This is a genomic window from Megalodesulfovibrio paquesii (assembly GCF_054653055.1).
In genome coordinates this window covers 1,028,510-1,048,641 of the sequence record NZ_BAAIGQ010000005.1, presented here as the reverse complement: position 1 = coordinate 1,048,641, position 20,132 = coordinate 1,028,510, and the positions used below count along the sequence as shown (strand labels likewise).

15 protein-coding genes are annotated in these 20,132 nt (G+C 61.9%); 5 read left to right on the top strand and 10 right to left on the bottom strand.

The window, feature by feature from the left end; genetic code table 11:
- The first annotated feature begins 59 nt into the window (after positions 1-59).
- Both mgtE and ACYQ00_RS11315 read left to right on the top strand, forming a co-directional pair.
- On the top strand, positions 60-1,427 hold the full coding sequence (gene mgtE, locus ACYQ00_RS11320) for a magnesium transporter (RefSeq protein ID WP_460032217.1): 1,368 nt from the start codon (positions 60-62) through the stop codon (positions 1,425-1,427).
- A gap of 219 nt (positions 1,428-1,646) precedes the next feature.
- Positions 1,647-5,270: a PEP/pyruvate-binding domain-containing protein gene (locus ACYQ00_RS11315; RefSeq protein ID WP_460032216.1), complete on the top strand. Its 3,624-nt coding sequence runs from the start codon at positions 1,647-1,649 to the stop codon at positions 5,268-5,270.
- A gap of 198 nt (positions 5,271-5,468) precedes the next feature.
- On the opposite strand, the gene secF is transcribed toward ACYQ00_RS11315, so the two are convergent.
- The 9 genes from secF to mtnP all read right to left on the bottom strand — a co-directional run bounded on the left by secF (position 5,469) and on the right by mtnP (position 16,096).
- Positions 5,469-6,530: a protein translocase subunit SecF gene (gene secF, locus ACYQ00_RS11310; RefSeq protein ID WP_460032215.1), complete on the bottom strand. Its 1,062-nt coding sequence runs from the start codon at positions 6,528-6,530 to the stop codon at positions 5,469-5,471.
- An 11-nt stretch (positions 6,531-6,541) separates the two neighbouring features.
- The gene (gene secD / locus ACYQ00_RS11305; RefSeq protein WP_460032214.1) at positions 6,542-8,140 is read right to left on the bottom strand and encodes a protein translocase subunit SecD; all 1,599 of its coding nucleotides are present in this window, start codon (positions 8,138-8,140) and stop codon (positions 6,542-6,544) included.
- Positions 8,141-8,239: 99 nt separating this feature from the next.
- Positions 8,240-8,608 (bottom strand): preprotein translocase subunit YajC, encoded by a 369-nt coding sequence (gene yajC / locus ACYQ00_RS11300; protein ID WP_460032213.1) that lies wholly within the window; start codon positions 8,606-8,608, stop codon positions 8,240-8,242.
- A gap of 42 nt (positions 8,609-8,650) precedes the next feature.
- Positions 8,651-9,418, bottom strand: a complete 768-nt coding sequence (locus ACYQ00_RS11295; protein ID WP_460032212.1) for a GltB/FmdC/FwdC-like GXGXG domain-containing protein — start codon at positions 9,416-9,418, stop codon at positions 8,651-8,653.
- Entirely contained in the window at positions 9,418-10,512 is a 1,095-nt protein-coding gene (locus ACYQ00_RS11290; RefSeq protein ID WP_460032211.1) for a class II glutamine amidotransferase, read from the bottom strand. The genes ACYQ00_RS11295 and ACYQ00_RS11290 overlap by 1 nt, the downstream gene beginning before the upstream one ends.
- A gap of 21 nt (positions 10,513-10,533) precedes the next feature.
- Positions 10,534-10,977, bottom strand: a complete 444-nt coding sequence (locus tag ACYQ00_RS11285; RefSeq protein WP_460032210.1) for a 4Fe-4S dicluster domain-containing protein — start codon at positions 10,975-10,977, stop codon at positions 10,534-10,536.
- 9 nt (positions 10,978-10,986) lie between these two features.
- Positions 10,987-12,510: a glutamate synthase-related protein gene (locus tag ACYQ00_RS11280; protein ID WP_460032209.1), complete on the bottom strand. Its 1,524-nt coding sequence runs from the start codon at positions 12,508-12,510 to the stop codon at positions 10,987-10,989.
- Between the two features lie 659 nt (positions 12,511-13,169).
- Complete coding sequence (locus tag ACYQ00_RS11275; RefSeq protein ID WP_460032208.1) at positions 13,170-15,200, bottom strand: methyl-accepting chemotaxis protein; 2,031 nt, start codon at positions 15,198-15,200, stop codon at positions 13,170-13,172.
- Positions 15,201-15,349: 149 nt separating this feature from the next.
- The gene (gene mtnP, locus ACYQ00_RS11270) at positions 15,350-16,096 is read right to left on the bottom strand and encodes an S-methyl-5'-thioadenosine phosphorylase (RefSeq protein ID WP_460032207.1); all 747 of its coding nucleotides are present in this window, start codon (positions 16,094-16,096) and stop codon (positions 15,350-15,352) included.
- Between the two features lie 237 nt (positions 16,097-16,333).
- Here mtnP and ACYQ00_RS11265 point away from each other — a divergent pair, with 237 nt between their 5' ends.
- Complete coding sequence (locus tag ACYQ00_RS11265; RefSeq protein ID WP_460032206.1) at positions 16,334-16,609, top strand: hypothetical protein; 276 nt, start codon at positions 16,334-16,336, stop codon at positions 16,607-16,609.
- A 93-nt stretch (positions 16,610-16,702) separates the two neighbouring features.
- Here the strand turns inward: ACYQ00_RS11265 and ACYQ00_RS11260 are convergent, their stop codons facing one another.
- Positions 16,703-17,221, bottom strand: coding sequence for an adenine phosphoribosyltransferase (locus ACYQ00_RS11260; protein WP_460032523.1), 519 nt, complete (start codon positions 17,219-17,221; stop codon positions 16,703-16,705).
- Between the two features lie 186 nt (positions 17,222-17,407).
- Between ACYQ00_RS11260 and ACYQ00_RS11255 the strand changes: the two genes are divergently transcribed.
- A complete protein-coding gene (locus ACYQ00_RS11255; RefSeq protein ID WP_460032205.1) occupies positions 17,408-18,757 on the top strand; it encodes an amidohydrolase family protein in 1,350 nt (449 codons plus the stop codon).
- Entirely contained in the window at positions 18,754-20,115 is a 1,362-nt protein-coding gene (locus ACYQ00_RS11250) for an amidohydrolase (protein ID WP_460032204.1), read from the top strand. Before ACYQ00_RS11255 ends, ACYQ00_RS11250 begins: the two co-directional genes overlap by 4 nt.
- Positions 20,116-20,132: the final 17 nt, after the last annotated feature.

Below are 20,132 nucleotides of genomic sequence, written 5' to 3'. Positions count from 1 at the left end.
CGTCGCCTCGGGTTTCGTCAAGGTGGCCGACCGTGGAGTTTCCAGCAACGAGGTGTGTCATGAGCGAACACGATCAAGCTTCCCGTGAGATGAAGGACGCCCAGCTGGACATGACCAGTCAGATTGGCCAGCCCGGCGAACCGCACGAGCATCAGGATTCCCTGGAAAACGTTCATCCTGCTGATGCCGCCGACCATCTGGAGGCCATGCCCCTGGAAGAACAGGTGGAGACCGTGGGCCAGCTGGACCCGGAGGACGCGGCCGAAGCCATCTCCGAGATGGATACCAACAGCCGGGCCGAGCTGGTGGCCACCCTGGAGCCAGGTCAGGCGGCGCAGATTCTCTCCGAAATGTCCTATGATGATGCGGCCGACGTGCTGGACGAGCTCTCCCGCGGCGTGCGCGAGTCCCTGCTCAAGCGCATGCACAAGGCCGATGCCGCCGAGATTGCCCACCTGATGCGCTACGACCCCGACACCGCCGGCGGGGTCATGAACACGGAGAACGTGGTGCTGGATCATGCCCTCACGGCAGACCAGGCCATCGCGCTCCTGCGCCGGGATATCGAGGATAAGGAAATCCCCTACTATGCCTATATTGTAGATGAAGATGAACGACTCAAGGGCGTGGTCTCCCTGCGCGAACTGCTGGTGGCCAAGCCTGGCGTGCTCCTGCGCGAGCTCATTGGAGACAGGTCGCTCATTACCGTGAATGCACGCACGGACAAGGAGGAAGTGGCCCGCAGCCTTTCGCACTACAACTTCCTGGCCCTGCCTGTGGTGGATGATGCCGGCAAATTCCTGGGCGTGGTCACGCACGATGATGTTATCGACATCATTCACGAAGAAGCCAGTGAGGACATGCTGGGGATGGTGGGCGCCGGTGTGGACGAAACCGTGGACACCCCCTGGCTGCACTCCGTATACAAACGGCTGCCCTGGCTGTGCGTGAACATGTTCACCTCCCTCATGGCTGCCGTGGTGGTGGGTTTTTTTGAGCATTCCATCGAAAAGATGGCCATTCTGGCCGTGCTGATGGGCATTGTCTGCAACCAGGGCGGCAATACGGGGCAGCAGTCCCTGGCGGTGGTCATCCGGCAGCTGGTGCTGGAAGCCATGGATGAAAAGAAATCCAACTTTGCCATCCGGCGCGAGCTGCGCATAGGATTGCTCAACGGCCTGGCCATCGGCATCCTGGTTTCCGCAGCCGTGACACTGGTGACCAAAAACATGGTCCTGGGCGTGGTCATGGGTTGCGCACTGTTGATGAACATGACCCTTGGGGCCACGGTGGGCGCATCCATCCCGCTGGTGCTGCGCCGCCTTGGCCGCGACCCGGCCCAGGCCTCCAGCATCTTTCTCACCGCCTGCACAGATACCGGCGGCTTTCTGATTTTTCTTGGATTGGCCACGGCGTTTCTGTTATGAGCCGTATTGCGCCGCAGGGTTGTCTCGAAATCGTGACATTGACGAACGCTCCAGCGCAGGCTATAAATTCAGATGCCCCGGCGCTGCGTGACGGCTGCGCCGGCTATTTATTCTGAATCACCAGCCAGCAGGCGCGTCGGGGTTCCACATCCCGAAGCCACCCTGCCGCACACCACAATCAGCTTCTTGAGCAGACAGAGCCCCCAAGGAGGCGTGACGATGGCGAAAGCGAAGGCCGAAGCACAGAAGGCCCCTCACACTGCTGCCGAACAGGGAACCGAGACCGCGAGCCCGGGGCAGGAGCAGACGGGAGCGCCGGACATCGCCAAGCTGAAGGAAAAGCTGGTCCTTACCGGGGCGGACATCGTCGCCATCGGCGAAGAAGCCGAGCTCTTGGTCGGCGGCAAAAACTACAACACCGCCATCATCAGCCAGGTGCAGGGCATCCGCGCTCCGCAGTTCCGGGCCATCTCCTCCATCGCCTTCCACCGCCTGCTGGACGAAACCAAGGTGAACGCCACCCTGGTGCGCCAGCTGGTGGACCGCGAATACAACCGCACTGACTGGAACGATGCGGAAGTAAACAAGGATCCGGAATTCCTCAAACATTTTGTGCGTCGCCTGGCCAAGGAAGTAAAGGGCGATACCCTGGCCCACCCAGGCGCCAATCAGCTCAAGCTGCGCACATTCATCAATAACGTCGTGGAAGGCTTCGCCACTTCTCCCGAAGGCATCGACCAGCTCCGCAAGCGCTCCGTGCTTGTGCAGGTGGGCATCCTCTCCGTGAACATGCCTGCGGATCTCGAACGAGCCGTCCGAGACGCCTACAACGACATCTGCAAGGAAGCCGGCATCGAGGACGAGCCCGTTGCCGTGCGTTCCTCTGCCGCCGGGGAAGACAGCCGCAAAAAGGCCTTTGCCGGCCTGCAGGACACCTACCTGAACATCGTCGGCGAAACCCAGTGCGTGGAAGCCTACCAGTGGGACTGCGCCTCCGCCTACAACCTGCGCTCCATGACGTATCGCCGCGAGGCCATTCTCGATGCCCTGATCAAGGCCGAAGCCACGGGCGACGATGAAATCGCCACCAAGGCCAAGATCGAATGGTCCATTGAGAATACCTCCCTCTCGGTCTGCATCATGCGCATGATCAACCCGGTGATTTCCGGCACCGCCTTCAGCGCGGACACGGCCACCGGCTGCCGCGGCACCATCCGCAAGGATCTCGTCTCCATCGATGCCAGCTACGGCCTCGGTGAAGCCGTGGTCGGCGGCATGGTCACTCCGGACAAGTTCTACGTCTTCAAGCGCGAGGACGGCTCCGAGGTGGTCATCCGGTTCATGGGCGCCAAGGACAAGAAAATTGTTTACGATGTGCTGGGCGGCACCAAAATTGTCGATGTCCCCGAGCATGAAATCTACCGCTGGTCCCTCTCCCTGGCCCAGGCCGAGGAGGTGGCCAAGGGCGTGCGCGCCGTCAGCAAGGCTTACGGCGGCATGATCATGGACACCGAATTCTGCTTCGACGCCGCAGACCGCCTCTGGTTTGTCCAGGCCCGGCCGGAAACCCGGTGGAACGAGGAATTCGAGCACCACCCGCACACCATTTACATGCGCCGCCTGGAAGTCGAGCCCAAGGCCCGCCAGAGCGCCGAAATCGTCCTCGAAGGCAACGGTGCCTCCCGCGGAGCCGGCCAGGGCACAGTGAAGTTCCTGCGCAGCGCCCTTGAGTTGAACAAGATCAACAAGGGCGATATCCTGGCTGCGGAACGCACCGATCCGGACATGGTCCCCGGCATGCGCATCGCGGCGGCCATTCTGGCCGATGTGGGCGGCGATACCTCCCACGCAGCCATCACCTCCCGCGAGCTGGGCATTCCGGCCGTCATTGGCATCGGCCGCCTGGAAATGCTCAAGAGCCTGGAAGGTCAGGAAATCACCGTGGACGGCTCCACGGGCACGGCCTATCGCGGCCTCCTGCCCCTGGTGGAAGTCGGCGGCGAAATCGATGTCTCCTCCTTCCCGGCCACCAAGACCAAGGTTGGTCTGATCCTGGCCGACGTGGGCCAGGCCATGTTCCTCTCCCGGCTGCGCGAATCGCCGGATTTCGAAGTCGGCCTGCTGCGCGCCGAATTCATGCTCGGCAACATCGCCATCCACCCTCTGGCCCTGGAAGCCTACGACAACGGCGTCCTGGAACAGGCCGTGGAGCGCCATCTGGAACAGCTGGACAGCGAACTGACCAAGATCATTCGTGATCAGATGGCCGCCGGCGTTGTCTCCGTGGACATGAAGCTGCGCCAGTACGTGGGCGCGGTCACGGGCATTGCCAAGGAACTGGACGCCCTGACCGAGCGCGAATCCACCCGCTCCACCGAGGAAGTCCTGTCCATCCATCGCCAGATTCGCGAGATGGACAAGAAGCTCGACGAGTACGTGAACCTGGCCTCCCAGCGCATTGACGTCCTCAAGACCAGCACGGATCTGGAAGAGCACGTGGCCGTGATCATGGGCTACAAGGACAAAATCAGCGCGCTGACCGGCAAGGACCCCGACTCCCGCAAGATGCGCCAGGAGTACGAGGCTGCCGTCAAGGCCCAGGCCGCAAGAGTCAAGGATGATCCTGCCATCAAGGGCATGCTGGAAAAGATTGAGAACATGCGCCGGGATGTGGCCCTCAAGGTTGGCCTGCTGGGCGCCATGGAAAATCTCACCGGCGTTCCTGGCCGCATCCGCGAAATTCTCAAGGCCCGGGGCTACCGCACCGGCCGCGAGCACTATGTGCAGACCCTGGCCCAGGGCTTGGCTCTCTTTGCCATGGCCTTCTCCGGCCGGGCCATCATCTACCGCACCACGGACTTCAAATCGAACGAATACCGCAACCTCATCGGCGGCATTCTCTTCGAGGAGTTCGAAGACAACCCCATGCTGGGCTACCGCGGCGTTTCCCGCAATATTCACGACTGGGAACTGGAAGCCTTCAAGCTCGCCCGCGGCATCTTCGGCGGCATTAATCTGCAGCTGATGCTGCCCTTTGTCCGCACCCTGGAAGAGGCCCGCGCCATGAAGCGCTACCTCGAACAGGTCCACCACCTGAAGAGCGGCAAGGACGGCCTCAAGCTGCACATGATGAGCGAAATCCCCTCCAACGCCATTCTGGCCAAGCAGTTCATCGAGGAGTTCGACGGCTTCTCCATCGGCTCCAACGACATGACCCAGATGGTGCTGGCCACGGACCGGGACAACGCCCGCCTGCGCCACATCTACGACGAGGAAGACCCCGCCGTGGTCTGGGCCATCCTGGTGACAATCTTCACCGGCCAGAAAATGGGCAAGAAGGTCGGCTTCTGCGGGCAGGGCGTGTCGAATTCGCTCATCCTGCGCGGTCTGGTCAGCATTGCCGGCATCGTATCCGCCTCTGTCGTGCCGGATACCTACGCCCAGACCAAGCATGACATCGCCGAGGTGGAAAGGGAAAACCTGACCACGGACAAACTGGGCGATTGGCTCTGCCACCAGTTCCTGGAGCGGCTCAAGAAAGCCATCAGGCACCACAATTACGAGCACATCCTCAAGAAGTACACCACCGCGGCGGACTTCATGGAATGGTACGAAGGCGAGCTGGCCCGCCTGCATGAACAGCTGCGCGACAACCTGGACTCGGCCAAGGAAAGCTTCTACCGTCAGGAAATGGAAAGCTTCCGTGCCACCTTCCACAAGGCCGTCATCTACGCCAACTGGAACTGGAACAGCACCGTTATGGATGCCCTGCACCACGCGGGCTTTGCCTCCTTTGACGAGCAGGCTGCCGCCCTGGCCGAACAACGCAAGAAGCAGTGGTAACAGACGCTTCCGCACCGTGAACGCACAAAGCGCCTCCTCCGGGAGGCGCTTTGTTTATGTGCCGGCAGATTCAGTGCGGCGCCCAATCGCTTTTGCGGTCGTTCCCCAGGCGGCGGCAAGACTCTCCAATAACAACGGGCCGGCATGCGCGTGGCATGCCGGCCCGTCTGGTTCAAGGGGGGGTAAGGCTCGCAGCCGCTATGCGGGAGCGGCGGACTCTTGCTGCACCTTGGGCTTGAAGGCCAGCAGAATGGCCGCAGCAATGAAGATGGAGGAATACGTGCCCACGCCGATGCCGATAAGCAGGGCCAGGGCGAAGTCGTGAATCACCCCGCCACCAAAGAGGAACAGGGCCGCCACCACCAGCAGCGTGGTCCCGGAGGTCAGAATGGTCCGGGAAAGCGTCTGGTTGATGGAGTGGTTGATGATTTCCGCAAGGCTCTTACGGGATTTGGTGTCCGCCAGGTTTTCGCGGATACGGTCAAAGACGATGATGGTGTCGTTCAGGGAGTAGCCGATGATGGTCAGGAGCGCGGCAATGGTGGTCAGGTCGAACTCCTTGTCCAGCAAGGAGAAGATGCCCACGGTGATGAGCACGTCATGCACCAGGGCCACCACTGCGCCCAGGGCGTAATTCAGCCGCAGGTAGAAACACAGGGCGATGGTTACCCCAATGAGCAGCAAGGTAATGCCGCCCGTGGGAATCCCGACGAGGTTGAAGAGGTACACGGTGATCATCAAACCGCCAGCCATGGCGCCGGCAGCCCACCAGCGGTGCTCGAAACGGCCGGAGATGTACATGGAAATGAGCAACACGGCGTAGAACATGGCCTCCAGGGCCTTGTTGCGCAGGTCTGCCCCCACCTTGGGGCCCACCATTTCCACGCGCTGCACGTCGTGCGGATTATTCAGGCTGGCCAGGGCGGTGTCGATCTCGGCCTTGACGGCGTCCGTGGTCCGATCAATCTGGCCGCTTCGGATCAGCACTTCGTGGTCCTGTTCCTGGCCGAAGCTCTGCACCACCAGGCCGGGCAGGCCGAGTGATTCCAGCGCTTTTTTGATGGCCTCCACATCGGGCGCCTGCTCGAACTTGGCCTGCACCATGAGGCCGCCGGCAAAGTCGATGCCATAGCGGGGGCCACCCTTGAGCACCAGGGAGACCAGCCCCACCAGGATGATGAGCACGGATGCGGCCAGGCAGATGCGCCGGATGCCGACAAAATCGATGTTAGGCTCGTCTTTTATGAATCGCAGTCCCATGAGTCGGTTCCTTAAATGCGCTTGCAGGCGTCTGGGCGATGAGCAATCCAGAAATCCATGAAGATTCTGGAGACAAAGACCGCCGTGAACATGGAGGCCATGATGCCAAGCGTCAAGGTCACGGCAAAGCCACGGATGGGGCCGGTGCCGAACTGATAGAGAATGACGGCGGCGATGACCGTGGTCAGGTTGGCGTCCACGATGGTCAGCGTGGCCCGGGAGTAGCCTTCATGCATGGCCGCCCTGGGAGTGAGGCCGCGGCGCAGTTCCTCGCGAATGCGCTCAAAAATGAGCACGTTGGCGTCCACGGCCATGCCCAGGGTCAGGATGATCCCGGCAATGCCCGGCAGGGTCAGCGTGGCTCCAAAGGCCGCCATGCCCCCCAGGATGAGATAGACGTTGAAGAACAGGCACATGTTGGCCACCATCCCGGCCAGGCCGTAATAGATGGCCATGAAGATGCAGACCACAGCCCCACCGAGCAGGGCCGAGGTGATGCCCTTGTCGATGCTTTCCTGCCCCAGGGAGGGGCCCACGCTGCGCTCTTCCAGGATGTGCACGGGCGCGGGCAAGGCACCGGCGCGCAGCACAATGGCCAGGTCGCGGGCTTCCTCCACGGTGAAGGAACCGGTGATGGAGGCCCGGCCGCCGGGGATGCGCTCATTGATGTTGGGCGCGGAATAGACAACGCCATCCAGGACAATGGCCAGACGGCGGTTGACGTTTTCGGAGGTCACCTTTTCAAACAGGCGCGCGCCGGCGGGGTCGAACTGCATGAGCACCGAGGGGTGGTTCATCTGGTCAAAGCCGGTGCTGGCTTCTTCCACATATTCCCCGGTCAGCACCACATCCTTTTCCAGGGCGATGGGCGTGTCATGCTCGGACCCGTCGGCCAGCTTGCGCCGCAGGGAGGCAGCCTCCACCCCGGGAACGAGGCCGAGGCGGGCTTTTTCGGGATCCACGTCATCGCGGACGAGCTTGAATTCCAGGTGCGCGGTTTTGCCAAGGATTTCGATGGCCCGTTCGCGTTCTTTCAAGCCGGGGAGCTGGATGATGATGCGGTTTTCATCACGCTGGGGCCGGATATCCGGCTCGGCCACACCGAACTGGTCGATGCGGTTGCGGATGGTCTTGACCGCCTGATCCAGGGTCAGGGCTTCCAGGTCGTGCCGGTACTTGGGCGTCATGCGCAGCAGGTACTTGACGCGCCCTTCGGGCAGGGCGGTGCTTTCCTGAATTTCGTAGGCGGAGTAATGCTCCCGGATGAGCTTGTCCAGGGCATCCTTTTGTTCGGCCTTGGTGAGGACAAACTCCAGGGTCTGGGCCTTGGTGGCCGTGGGCCGCAGGAGGATGATGCCCTGCTCGCGCGCTTCATCACGCAGGTCGCGGCCGCGGCGGGAAAGGTTGTTCTCGATGGCCGTGTCCATGTCCACGCCAAGGGTCAGGTGCATGCCGCCCTGTAGGTCCAGCCCGAGGTTGATGGCGCTGTCCGGCAGTACAGCGTGCAAGGCAGACTGGCGCACGCCCGAAAAGGTGGGAAGCAGATAGATGGCGCCAAGCACCGCCACAAACACGGCGATGCCTACGCGCCAGCGTAGGCTTTGCATCATGGTGATAAACCTTCCTGAAACGCCCGCACAAGACCGGGCGACGGGGAAAACGATACGGAAGCGCCCGGCAAACGCAACCGTTTGCCGGGCGCGAGGATATTACTTTTCTTCGTCGCCCTTTTCTTTCTTTTTGGGAGACTTGTCCGGGTTGACCACGGTGGAGATGAAGTTCCGGTTGATCTTGATCTCAACACCGCTGGAGATTTCCACCGTTAATACGTCTTCGGCAGAGGTGGTCACCCGGCCGTAGATGCCGCCGCTGGTGAGCACATGGTCGCCCTTCTTGATATTGGACAAGAGCTCCTTGTGCTGCTTGGCCTTTTTCTGCTGGGGACGGATAAGCAGAAAATAGAAGATAACGAACATGATGATGAGCGGGGCAAAGGCGGTGATGGGGTTGCCGCCGGCCGCTCCGTCGCCTTGCGGCGCTGCTCCCATGGCATAGGCCACGCTTTCCCAAAAGAACATGGATGGCTCCTGCTTGCAGATGTTCCGACCGAAACGGCCGGTTTAGTTGGTCCCCACGTACATGTTCCCGTAGGGACGATGGGTGTAGGGCTTCACACGCTGGAAGGGTGCGTCAAGAATGGCCTCGGCGTCAAGCCCCAAAGCGGTGGCGTAGTCACGAATCTGCATTTCGAGGAAAGCGCGCTCGTCCGCATCCAGTTCCTTGGCGGCCAGCCCCTTGCCCAGCTGGTAGTCGGGCACATTGCCACGAATGTAAATCACGCCGCCGTGCATGCCCGTGCCCAGGGAACGACCGGTGATGGGCACCTCCGCAGGCTTGTCCGAGAACATGCCCAGCAGGATGATGGCCCCGCCGGCCATGTATTCGCCCAGGAAATCCCCGGCCTTGCCGCCGATGACCAGCACGGGGAATTTGTCCATGTACGCTTTCATGTGAATGCCGCAGCGGTAGCCGGCATCGCCCTTGACGAAGACGCGGCCGCCGCGCATGGCGTAGCCCAGCACGTCGCCCACCATGCCATTGATGACGATTTCGCCGGCATCCATGGTGTTGCCCACGCCGTCCTGGGCGTTGCCTTCCACGGTGAGGCGGGGGCCGCGCATGAAGGCGGCCATGTCCTGCCCGGGCACGCCGTGGACAAGAATGTCAATATCTTCGCCTTCCAGGGAGTTGGCGATGTACCGCTGGCCGCGGACATTGAGCAGTTCGATGGACTTGTGTCCGGCGCGCACGGCAGCGCGGATCTGCTCGTTCAGCTGCTTGTAGTAGACGCCTTCGGCGTCGATGACGTATCGCTGGTCGGCAGCCATTACGCCTCCACCTCCGCAATCACAGGTTCACCGGCCTTGGGCGCCCAGATGCGATCCAGGTCGCGCTGCACTTCCCGAATGGAGCTTTCTTCGGACGACATGAAGATCCTGTCGCCATGTTCCGCCACCAGCAGGGGGCGGAGCTTCACGCGGTCGTTCAGGCCCATCATGGTGGTGTTGTTGGTGACAAGGATGGCGAAGGGGCCGTTGAGCATGGCCGGGCCATACACCATGCGCAGGGCGCGGAAGGTCTCCTGCTGCTCCGTGGGCATGCGGTCGATCTCGTCCCAGAACGGCGGGGCGAAGATGTGGCTGATCATGCGCAGGCTCAGGTTGTGCTTGCGTCCCAGCAGGTCCAGCAGGTAGGCCACCACTTCCGTGTCCGTGTGCAGGGTGCACTGGTAGCCATGCTGGGCCAGGTAGCGGCGGTTGATGCCGTACGAGGAGATTTCGCCGTTGTGGACGATGGCCCAGTCCAGCAGGGTGAAGGGATGCGCCCCGCCCCACCAGGCCTGGGAGTTGGTGGGGAACCGGTTGTGGCCGGTCCAGATATAGCCTTTGTATTCGTCCAGGCGGAAGAAGTCTGCAATGTCTTCCGGGAAGCCCACGCCCTTGAAGGCGCCCATGTCCTTGCCGCTGGACATGACGAAGGCATCGTCCACTTTCCGGTTGATGTGCATGACCACGTTGACGATGTAATCCGCCTCAGTGGCGTCCTTCCAGTCGGGCCGGTCTTCCTTGGGGGTCAGGAAGAACCGCCAGACAATGGGGGGATTCTTGATGGACAGGACCCGGCGCGTGGGCACAGGATGGCTTTCCTTGATGTCGAAGTAGGTTTTGATGACCGCCTCGGCATTGTTCAGGCCGTCCTGGTTTTCGCACAGCAGGTGAAAGGCGTAGCAGTCTTTGAATTCCGGATAGATGCCATAGACTGCAAAGCCGCCGCCCTGGCCGTTGCCGCGGTCGTGCATGGTGCACATGGCTTTGATGGGCATGTCCCCGGAAATGAGGCCGCGCTTTCTGTCCAGCACGCCGAAGACGCCGCAGCCGGAGATGTCCTTGTTAAAGTCCCAATAACGTTCAGGCGCTTTCATGATGAGTACCGGTCTCCGTGATTAGCCGCGGTCTTCGAAGAGCAGGGCCTTGTTGGGACAGGCGTCCACGCACGCGGGGGCGCCGCGGTCCTGGCACATGTCGCATTTGACGATCTTGCCGGCCTGCATGTTGCGATGGATGGCCCCGAAAGGACAGGCCATCAGGCAGGACCAGCAGCCCACGCATTTGTCCGCATTGTACACGGTATTGCCCGTGACGGGGTCCTTGATCAGCGCGCCGGAGATGCACGCCGCCACGCACATGGGGTTTTCGCAGTGCCGGCAGGAAAGCGCCACGCAGGCCGAGCCGCGTTCATACACTTCCTTGCAGGAAGCCAGGCCCTGGGACCGCTCCTCGCGCATGGCGATGATCAGATCCTTGGACTTGGAATGCGCGGTGATGCAGGCCAGTTCGCAGATGCGGCAGCCGATGCAATAGTCCTTTTGCGGATAGATGCGTTTCATCTGCGCTCCTTACTGGCCAGCGGCCTTGACGCCCAGGGTGTCCAGCTCGACCTGGTTGAGGCCGACGCCGCGAAGCTTGTCCGTGTTGCCGCGCAGGCTTTCAATGGAGTTGAGCCCCATACCGCCCAGCATTTCCTGGATTTCGTGCCCCCAGGCCTTGATGAGATTGGCCAGGCGTTTGGCGGCAACTTCGGGATTCTGGCGCTTCTTGAGCCGGGCTTCGTTGGTGGCGATGCCCCAGGGGCACTTGCCCGTGTAACAGCGGCCACACATGGTGCAGCCCACGGCAATGAGGGCTGCGGAGCCGATGTACACCGCGTCCGCGCCCAGGGCGATAGCCTTGACCACGTCTGCGGAGCAGCGGATGCCGCCGGATACCACCAGAGAGGCCTGGTTGCGGATGCCATCGTCGCGCAGGCGGCGGTCCACCGCGGCCAGGGCGAGTTCGATGGGCAGGCCGACGTTGTCGCGAATCATGGTCGGCGCTGCGCCGGTGCCGCCGCGGAAACCGTCGATGACCACGATATCCGCCCCCGCGCGCACGATGCCGGCGGCAATGGCCGCGGCGTTGTGCACTGCGGCGATCTTCACGGATACGGGCTTGGTGTACTCCGTGGCTTCCTTGAGGGCGTAGATGAGCTGGAGGAGGTCTTCAATGGAATAGATGTCATGATGCGGGGCCGGGGAGATGGCGTCCGAGCCCAGGGGCACCATGCGCGTCTTGGAGACTTCCTCGTCAATCTTTTCGCCCGGCAGGTGGCCGCCGATGCCCGGCTTGGCGCCCTGCCCCACCTTGATTTCGATGGCCGCGCCGGCGTTCAGGTAGTCGCGATGGACCCCGAAGCGGCCGGAAGCCACCTGGACGATGGTATTCTTGCCGTATTTGTACAGCGTCTGGTGCAGGCCGCCTTCGCCGGTGTTGTAGTAGGTCCCGGTTTCCGTGGCGGCCAGGGCCATGGCCTTGTGTAGGTTGAAGTTGATGGCCCCGAAGCTCATGGCCCCGAACATGATGGGGAACTCCAGAGTCAGCTGCGGCCCGATCTTACCTTTGAGACAGGGCCCCTGGGGGGTCTCGTCAAAGGCCAGCACGTCTGGCTTGGAGCCAAGGAAGGTCCGCGTCTCCATGGGCTCGCGCAGGGGGTCGATGGAGGGATTGGTCACCTGGCTGGCGTCCAGCTGGAGCTTGTCCCAGTAAATGGGCTTGTCCTGCGGGCAGCCGCAGCCGGAGAGCAGCACGCCGCCCGTATCCGCCTGCTTGAACAGGTTTTTGATGTACGTGCCCGTCCACAGACTGTTGGGCCGGAACTCGGCAGGATTCCTGCGAATGGTGATGCACGCCGTGGGGCACAGGGCCTCGCAGCGGTGGCAGCCGATGCATTTGCTGGAATCGTGCATCACCTGCTGGCGCGCATCGTCCCAGTAATACACGTCATACGGGCACTGCCGGACGCAGACTTCGCAGTTGATGCACTTTTCCTTGTCACGTTCGACAAGGAAGTCATGGAACGTTTGGCTGATGGGCTTGAACAGCAAGGCCGCCCTCCTCGAAATGCGTGTTTCATCGCACGCAGAGCTTCCGAAGGCGCAGTGCTCCCGGATGCTTGCTGCGGCCCGGTTTCTTGCGTGGGGTAAACGTCTTACTCTCAAAGAATTTTCTCTGTCAACACACATCTTAAAATGAACAAAAATGTTAACAGAAAAAATCAATTATTTCGCATGGTTGACAAAATAGTCATGACAAAATTGTCAACACGTTGTGTCGGATTGACCCCGAAGAGGTCCGTGATTCCAGAAATTTGACGCATCCCGTAACCCTCATCCATTCCAAGCTATTTCCCCAACAGCCTGGGAAAACATCCCGGGATTATATGCTAACACTTGAAAAGCACAGGACAAAATCCCATACGTTTTTCTCCCCGCATCCTGCATTTTCCGGGAGAGCGTTCCCGGGGTGACTTAACGTAGGCACTGGCCCTGCCGATGCAAGGGGGTCCCGGGGCATTTTGCACCAGCCTCCCCTGTGCTCCGATTCGTCTTGAGCGCCTTGCGGAAGAAGGCAGCCCCGGCCGGCCTTGGGCTGGGCCAGGCTGGGACAACAACACAATGCATGCAACGGCCGTAAAAAAGCCAGCGAGTCACCTCGCTGGCTTTTCATGGAATGCGTCTCCGGCAAGGGGCAGCCGGTTACGGGATCAGGCCGATTTCATGCCTTCCACAATGGTATCGAGATCCCGGGCCTGGGCGGCCAGTTTGCGAACGCTGTCCGCTGCCCTGTCCATGGCCTTGGCGGATTCATCGGAGATCTCATTCACTTCCTCAATGGCCCGCCGGATCTCCTCGCTGGCGGCTCCCTGCTGCTGGGCTGCCGCGGCGATGGCCTGGGCCTGCCCCGAGCTTTCCGTCACCTGCACCACAATCTGTTGCAGCACCTCCCCAGACTGGCTGGCCAACCCGGCCGCAGCCTGCACTCGGCCGGAGGCTTGGTCCATGGCGCTCAGAGCCTTGCGTGTAGCCTCCTGAATGGCGGTAATGCTGCCGGAAACCTCCCGTGTGGCGGTCATGGTTTTTTCAGCAAGCTTGCGCACTTCGTCAGCCACCACGGCAAAGCCCCGGCCGGCATCGCCTGCCCGGGCCGCTTCGATGGCCGCGTTCAGCGCCAGCAGGTTGGTCTGGTCGGCAATGTCCTGGATGACGGTGATGATCTGCCCGATACCGTTGGCCAGCTTGCCCAGGGAGGCCAGCTGCTCGCCGACACCCTTGGCGGCCTCGTCCACCCCGAGGATGGCCTTGCTGGAGTCGGCCACCACATTTTGTCCTTCTCGGGCGGCATCCGTGGCCTGCTGGGCCAGACGGGAAGAGTCGGAGGCGTTGCGGGCCACTTCCACCACGGTGGCGTTCATCTCTTCCATGGCCGTGGCGGTTTCCTGGATGCGATCCTTTTGCACGGCCGTGCCGCGGGCAATCTGCTCCACCATGGCAGCCATCTCGTCAGCGGCTGCGCTCACCGAGCGCACCACACCCTCAATGCGCCGCGCGGCATCCAGCACACCTTCACGGGCGGCCAGGGCAGCGCGCTGGTTGGCCTCATCGGCTTCCTGCATGGCCTTGCGGGCGCGTTCGGCCTCCTTGGCCGCCTCGGCGTGCATGGTGTTGGCCTCCTGAATGCGCTCCTTGAGCGAGGCCACCATGGTGCGCAGGGAGTTGGCCAGAATCCCGGTCTCGTCCTTGCTTTGCACGTCGAGGGTCAGGTCAAGGTTGCCTTCGGCCACGGCCTCGGCATAGCGGGTGGCTTTGAGGATGGGCGTCCGGATGGTGTAGGCAAAGTACACGCCCAAGGCCAGGACCACCACCCCGGCCAGGGCGGTGACCAGAATCAGGTCGTTGCGGAGATTGGCCTGCGCGGCGGCGATGTTCTTGCGTGGCACGCCGAGGAAGAACATGCCGCTGGGCTTGCCGCCTGCATCAAGAAGCGGCAGGTACACCGTGGCGTAATCCTGCCCGAGAATCGTATTGTTGGCTTTGAACGGTTCGCGCCGTTCCAGCACGGTTTTGAGCACGTCCGGATTGTCCATCCTGGTGCCCACGGCTCGTTTTCCATCACGAATGATGGTGGTGGTCACGCGGGTATCGCCCGCAAAGACGGTGGCTTCGGAGAGGAACAGATCCTTGATATTGTCCACCAGCTTCTCGTTGCCAGCCACCTCGAAGCCGCAAGTCACCACGCCGATAACCTTGCCATCCTGCAGGATGGGAGCGCCAGCGCGCATGGAATAGCCCGAGGCGCTGCCGCTTTCAAAGCCCGAGGAGGTACGCCCGCTCAGCGCATTGGAAACAATGGTCTGACTGGCGATACTGTCACCGCTGCGGTCGGAGTGCCCTCGGGCAATGACCTTGCCTGTGGCGTCAGTGACGACGAGCACGTGCATGTCCATGGCCTTCATGGTCCGGACAACCATGGTCTTGGTCACAGCCGCGTCATTGGCCTGAACAGCCTTGATGAGCTGGGTGTCGGCAGCCAGGGACACGGCGATATTGACACATTTATCCTGGATGCTCTGCAGGTAAAACGCGCCAAACTTCGACTTTCGTTCCACGTCGGTGGCATAGTCGTGTTCCAGTTGGCCTGTCATGATCCGGATAGAGGCGATACCGATAGACAAGGCCAGCACGACGACGACAACCACCACGAGCCCTGCAAGTTTCTGCAGCAGAGTCAGACGCATTGTGCCTCCTTCGCTATGCCGGGTCAGCATGTGCCGAACCTAACATACTGGGATATTCACCCTAAGTGTAGCGATTCCCAGGGTTCTTGTGACAAAAAGAACAAAGCCGCCACTGCGATCATCTCTTCGGAATTCTTATACCCATGTTGTCACAAGCCTGCAATCATATCCACCAGCACTCCCGTCACTTTTTCAACATTTTCCTTGAAAGTATGGAGAATTTCATCCCAGGTCACCGGAGGTTCGTCTGTCTTCCAGCAGTCATAATCCGTGCTCATGGCCACGGCGGCATAGGGGATTCCCGCCTCTGCCGCCAGGATGCACTCCGGCGCGGTGCTCATGTTGATCACATCCGCCCCCCAAAGGCGGAACATGTTTGATTCTGCACGGGTAGAAAACCTGGGGCCTTCGATGGTAACGACAGTACCTTTGGGATGATGGGGATAGTTGAATTTTTCACAAGAGGCGACAAGCCGACTTCGCAGTGCATGGTCAAACGGTTCGGCCATGGGAGTATGTACTGGACTATGCGGCTCGAATTTCTCATGAAACGTGACCGGCCGGTGGCGGGTGAAGTCGATAAACTGGTCCAGCACCACCAGGTCCCCCCGGCCAATTTCCTGGCGCAGGGAGCCTACGGCCGTGGTGGCCAGGATGGCTGTGCAGCCAAGCTCCTTCAGGGCATGGATTTTGGCCCGGAAGTTCACAAACGTGGGCGGCGTGATGTGTTCCCGGCCATGCCGGGCTACAAGATAGACCTGCTTGCCGGCGATGGTTCCCTTTCTGACTGGCGATGTCGGGGAGCCGTATGGAGTTGAGACAAAGAGGTCTTGAGGATGCTCCAGAATATCCGGATTATCCAGGCCGCTGCCGCCAATGATGCCGATGACTGGCATGGTCACGCCCCTGATGAAATACAGGTTGATTGTTGTGGTTGCAGAGCCTGCCCAAGCCTTGCGGCGCCGTCAAGGGTTGAGGGCTTCCAAAGCGGAATGATTTTGCCGGGATTGGTATTGATCTGCCAAAAATGTATATTGCGGCATCCCGGGCATGAAAATGAAGACTTGACCCTGCCTGGCCGCGCTGATACCGGCATTCAGCCGATGAGGCGAGGGGCTCGGGGAGGCCCGGGTATGATCACGATTTTTGACGCATATTTTGCGTACACTGCCTGCGTGGCCTGTCTGGATTTTTTTGTTCGGATCTACCTGTACCAGCGGGCGGGGGCTTCGTTTCATCAGTTGCAGTATGTCGAAGTGCGCTACTGGCGAGATATTCCCCTGCGGGTGACGGCCCGCGCGGCCGAGCGGGCGCCGGATGTGGTGGGGGCGCACCAGCTGTGCCTGTTTCTGGAAGCCTTGCTGGTGCCACTTTTTCTCATCGCCATCCTTGCTTCCTCCATGCACTGACTCCCGGCTGCCGGCGCACAAAAAAAAGCGCAACGCCCGGCCGCACAGTGGCGAACGGGCGTTGTTTTTTTATGACAGCAGCGAGCGAGGAGGCTACAGGCTCAGCAGCGCATCATAGCTGATGCCGATGGACTGCATCTTGCCAGGGCCATCCAGGAAGGACAATTCCACCAGAAAGCCCATGCCCACCACCTCTGCCCGGGCTTCCCGGGCCAGCTGCACCAGACCTTCGGCCGTGCCGCCCGTGGCCAGCAGATCGTCGATGAGCAGGACCTTTTCGCCCGGGGTCACGGCATCCTCGTGCATGGAGAGGGTATCGGTGCCGTATTCCAGATCGTAGGTCACGCTGCGGGTTTTGTAGGGCAGCTTGCCGGGCTTTCGCACGGGCACAAAGCCAATGCCCATGGCGTACGCCAGGGGCGCGCCAAAGATGAATCCGCGCGCTTCGGCCGCCAGGATTTTGGTGGCGCCGGAGTCTTTGAAGCGTTCGGCCATGGTATTAATGGTATGGCGGAAGGCCGCCGGATCGGCCATCAGGGGCGTGATGTCAAAAAAGAGGATGCCCTGCTTGGGAAAGTCCGGGATGTCGCGGATGTATTCGCGAAGGTTCATCATGCCGTCTCCATCTGAGGATTGTGGGAGCGAGTTCCGCGACACACCCGGGGCGAGTGGCAGAAACACCTGCTGCAGCAGCCTGTCGGAGTCGCGCAGTTTCTTTACTGAAATCGGGTCGGCTTGTCAAAATGCGGCGGGTGGCGTAGAGAGGCAGCCGTTCAGCACCTGTTCCTTGAGGAGTGCATGCATCATCCCCATTCTTCCCCCCGCCCCTGCGATCTGCTGCTGAGCGCCGGCCAGCTCGTTACCCAAAACGAGTCCCGGGCCGTGCTGCAGGACGCAGGTCTGGCTGTGCAGGCCGGACGCATTGTGACTCTGGGGCCGCGCCAGGAACTGGAGCAGGCCTTTGTGCCCGAGCGCCGGATCCACTACCCCCAGGGTGTTATTTTCCCCGGTTTCATCAACGGCCACTGCCACGCGCCCATGAGCTGGTTTCGCGGCATGGCCGACGATCTGCCCCTCATGGACTGGCTGCAGCGGCATATCTTTCCGGCCGAGCAGCGCCATACCCCGCGCACCGTGGAGCTGGGAGCCCTGCTCTCCTGTGCCGAAATGCTGGCCGCAGGCATCACCTGCTTTGCGGACATGCATTTCTGGGCCGACGCCGTGGCCCGCGCCGTGGAAACCGCCGGTCTGCGCGCCCTGTTGGGCGAGGCGCTCTTTGGGTTTCCCACCCCGGCTTCGCCCACGGTCAAGGTAGCCCTGGAACGCGCCCACACCCTGCGCGAAACCCTGCAGGGGGATGACCGCCGCCGGATTTGCGTGGCTCCGCACAGCGTGTACACCACTACAGGTTCCATGCTCTCCCACGCCGGTGCCCTGTGCGAGATGTGGAACTGTCCGCTGGCCATTCATGTTGCTGAATCCACAGAAGAAACACAGCAAAGCCTGGCAAAACACGGCCGCCGTCCCCTGGAGCATCTGGAATCCCTCAGCCTGCTTGGTCCCCGGACCATTGCCGTGCACTGCGTGGATCTGACTCCTCAGGAAATCGCCCTGCTGGGCAAGCGTGGCGCGGCGGTGATTCACAATCCGCGCAGCAACATGAAGCTGGCCTCGGGGGCCTCCCCCGTGCCGGAGCTTCTGGCTGCCGGCGTGCCGGTGGGCCTGGGCACGGATGGGCCGGCCAGCAACAACCAGCTGAATATGTTTGCCGAAATGCACGCCTGCGCGCTGCTGCACAAAGGGCTGCGCCATCAGGCCGATCTGCTGCCCGCCCAGACCGTGCTGGACATGGCCACCCGCCAGGCCGCCGAAGCCCTGCACTGGCCCGAGCTGGGGCGGCTGGAGGTGGACGGGCCGGCGGATGTGGCCGTCATCGACGGGTCTCGTCCACACCTGCAGCCCATGGCCGATCCTGTGGCCCACGCCGTGTATTCCATGCATGGAGGAGAGGTGGTGCTGACCATGGTGGCGGGCGAGGTGTTGTACCAGGATGGCCGGCATACCCGGTTCGACCTGGACGCCCTGCGCCGCGAGATGCGTGCGAGCCGTTTTTTGAATGATGCGCGTTCCGGAGGCGCGACAGCATGAGCGCTTCTATCCAACTGAACGCCTTCAGCCAGGCCACCCCCTGCGACATGGTGGTGGAGGCCGGCATCCTGCTGACACAGGACGACCGCCGCCACGTGCTTGCCGACCATGCCCTGGTGATTCACGGTGGCGTGGTCCAGCATATCCTGCCCTGGGCGGAAGTGGCGGAGCTGCCATGCCGTCGGCGGCTGGACATGCGTCATGCCGTGGTCCTGCCCGGTCTGGTCAACGCGCATACCCATTCGCCCATGACGCTGTTTCGAGGACTGGGCGACGACATGCCGCTCATGGAATGGCTCACCCGCCGCATCTGGCCCCTGGAAGCCGGGCTCACCCGCGAGCTGGTCCACCTGGGCTCCATGCTGGCCTGCTGCGAAATGGCCTCGCTGGGCACCACCTGCTTTCAGGATATGTACATCTTCCAGGAGGTCACGGCCGAGGCGGTGGAGCACTTCGGGCTCAAGGCCGTGCTGGCCGAGGGGATTCTCAATTTCCCCACCCGCAGCTACCAGACCCCTGAAGAAGCGTACGCCCGCGTCGCCAACCTGCTGGCCGACTACGCCGGCCACCCGCGCATCCGCTTTGCCGTGGCGCCGCACACGGTGTACACCACCTCAGACACCATTTTGCGCCGCTCCTGGCAGCTGGCCGAGGCGTATGACCTGCCCTGGTGCATCCACTGCACCGAGGACGAAGCGGAACTGACGCAAAGCGCCTCCCAGTATGGCATGCGCCCCGTGGCCGTGCTGGAATCCCTGGGCTGCCTGTCCCCGCGGACCATTCTGGTGCATGGGGTCTGCCTGAATGACGCGGAATTGCAGATCCTGGCCCGCACCGGGGCCTCCCTGGTGCACTGCCCCCGCTCCAACGCCAAGCTGGCCTCGGGCCTTGCGCCCATTGCGCCGGCGCTGGAGGCCGGGGTGCGCGTGGCTCTGGGCACGGACAGTGCGGCCAGCTCCAATTCCCTGAATATGTTTGCCGAAATGGGCATGGCCGCCCTGCTGGCCAAGCTGCGCCAGGGAGACGCCACCGCCCTGCCCGCCCAGACCGCGCTGGACATGGCCACGGTGCATGGTGCGCGGGCCCTGGGCTGGCAGGAGCTGGGACGCCTGACCCCTGGCGGCCCTGCGGACCTGACGGCTGTTTCCCTGGATCTGCCCCGGCACGCCCCCTGTACGAACGCCCTCTCGCATCTGGTGTATGCCAGCCAGGGGGCGGGCGTGGAGCTGACCATGGTGGACGGCACCGTGGTGTACGAGCGCGGCGACTTTCCCACCGTGGATTATCCGGCTTTGCTGGAAGCCGTCCGCGAGGCGCTGGCCTGGGCCCGCGCCCGGCTGCATGACATTTCTGCTTGACATTTGCCCGAACATTC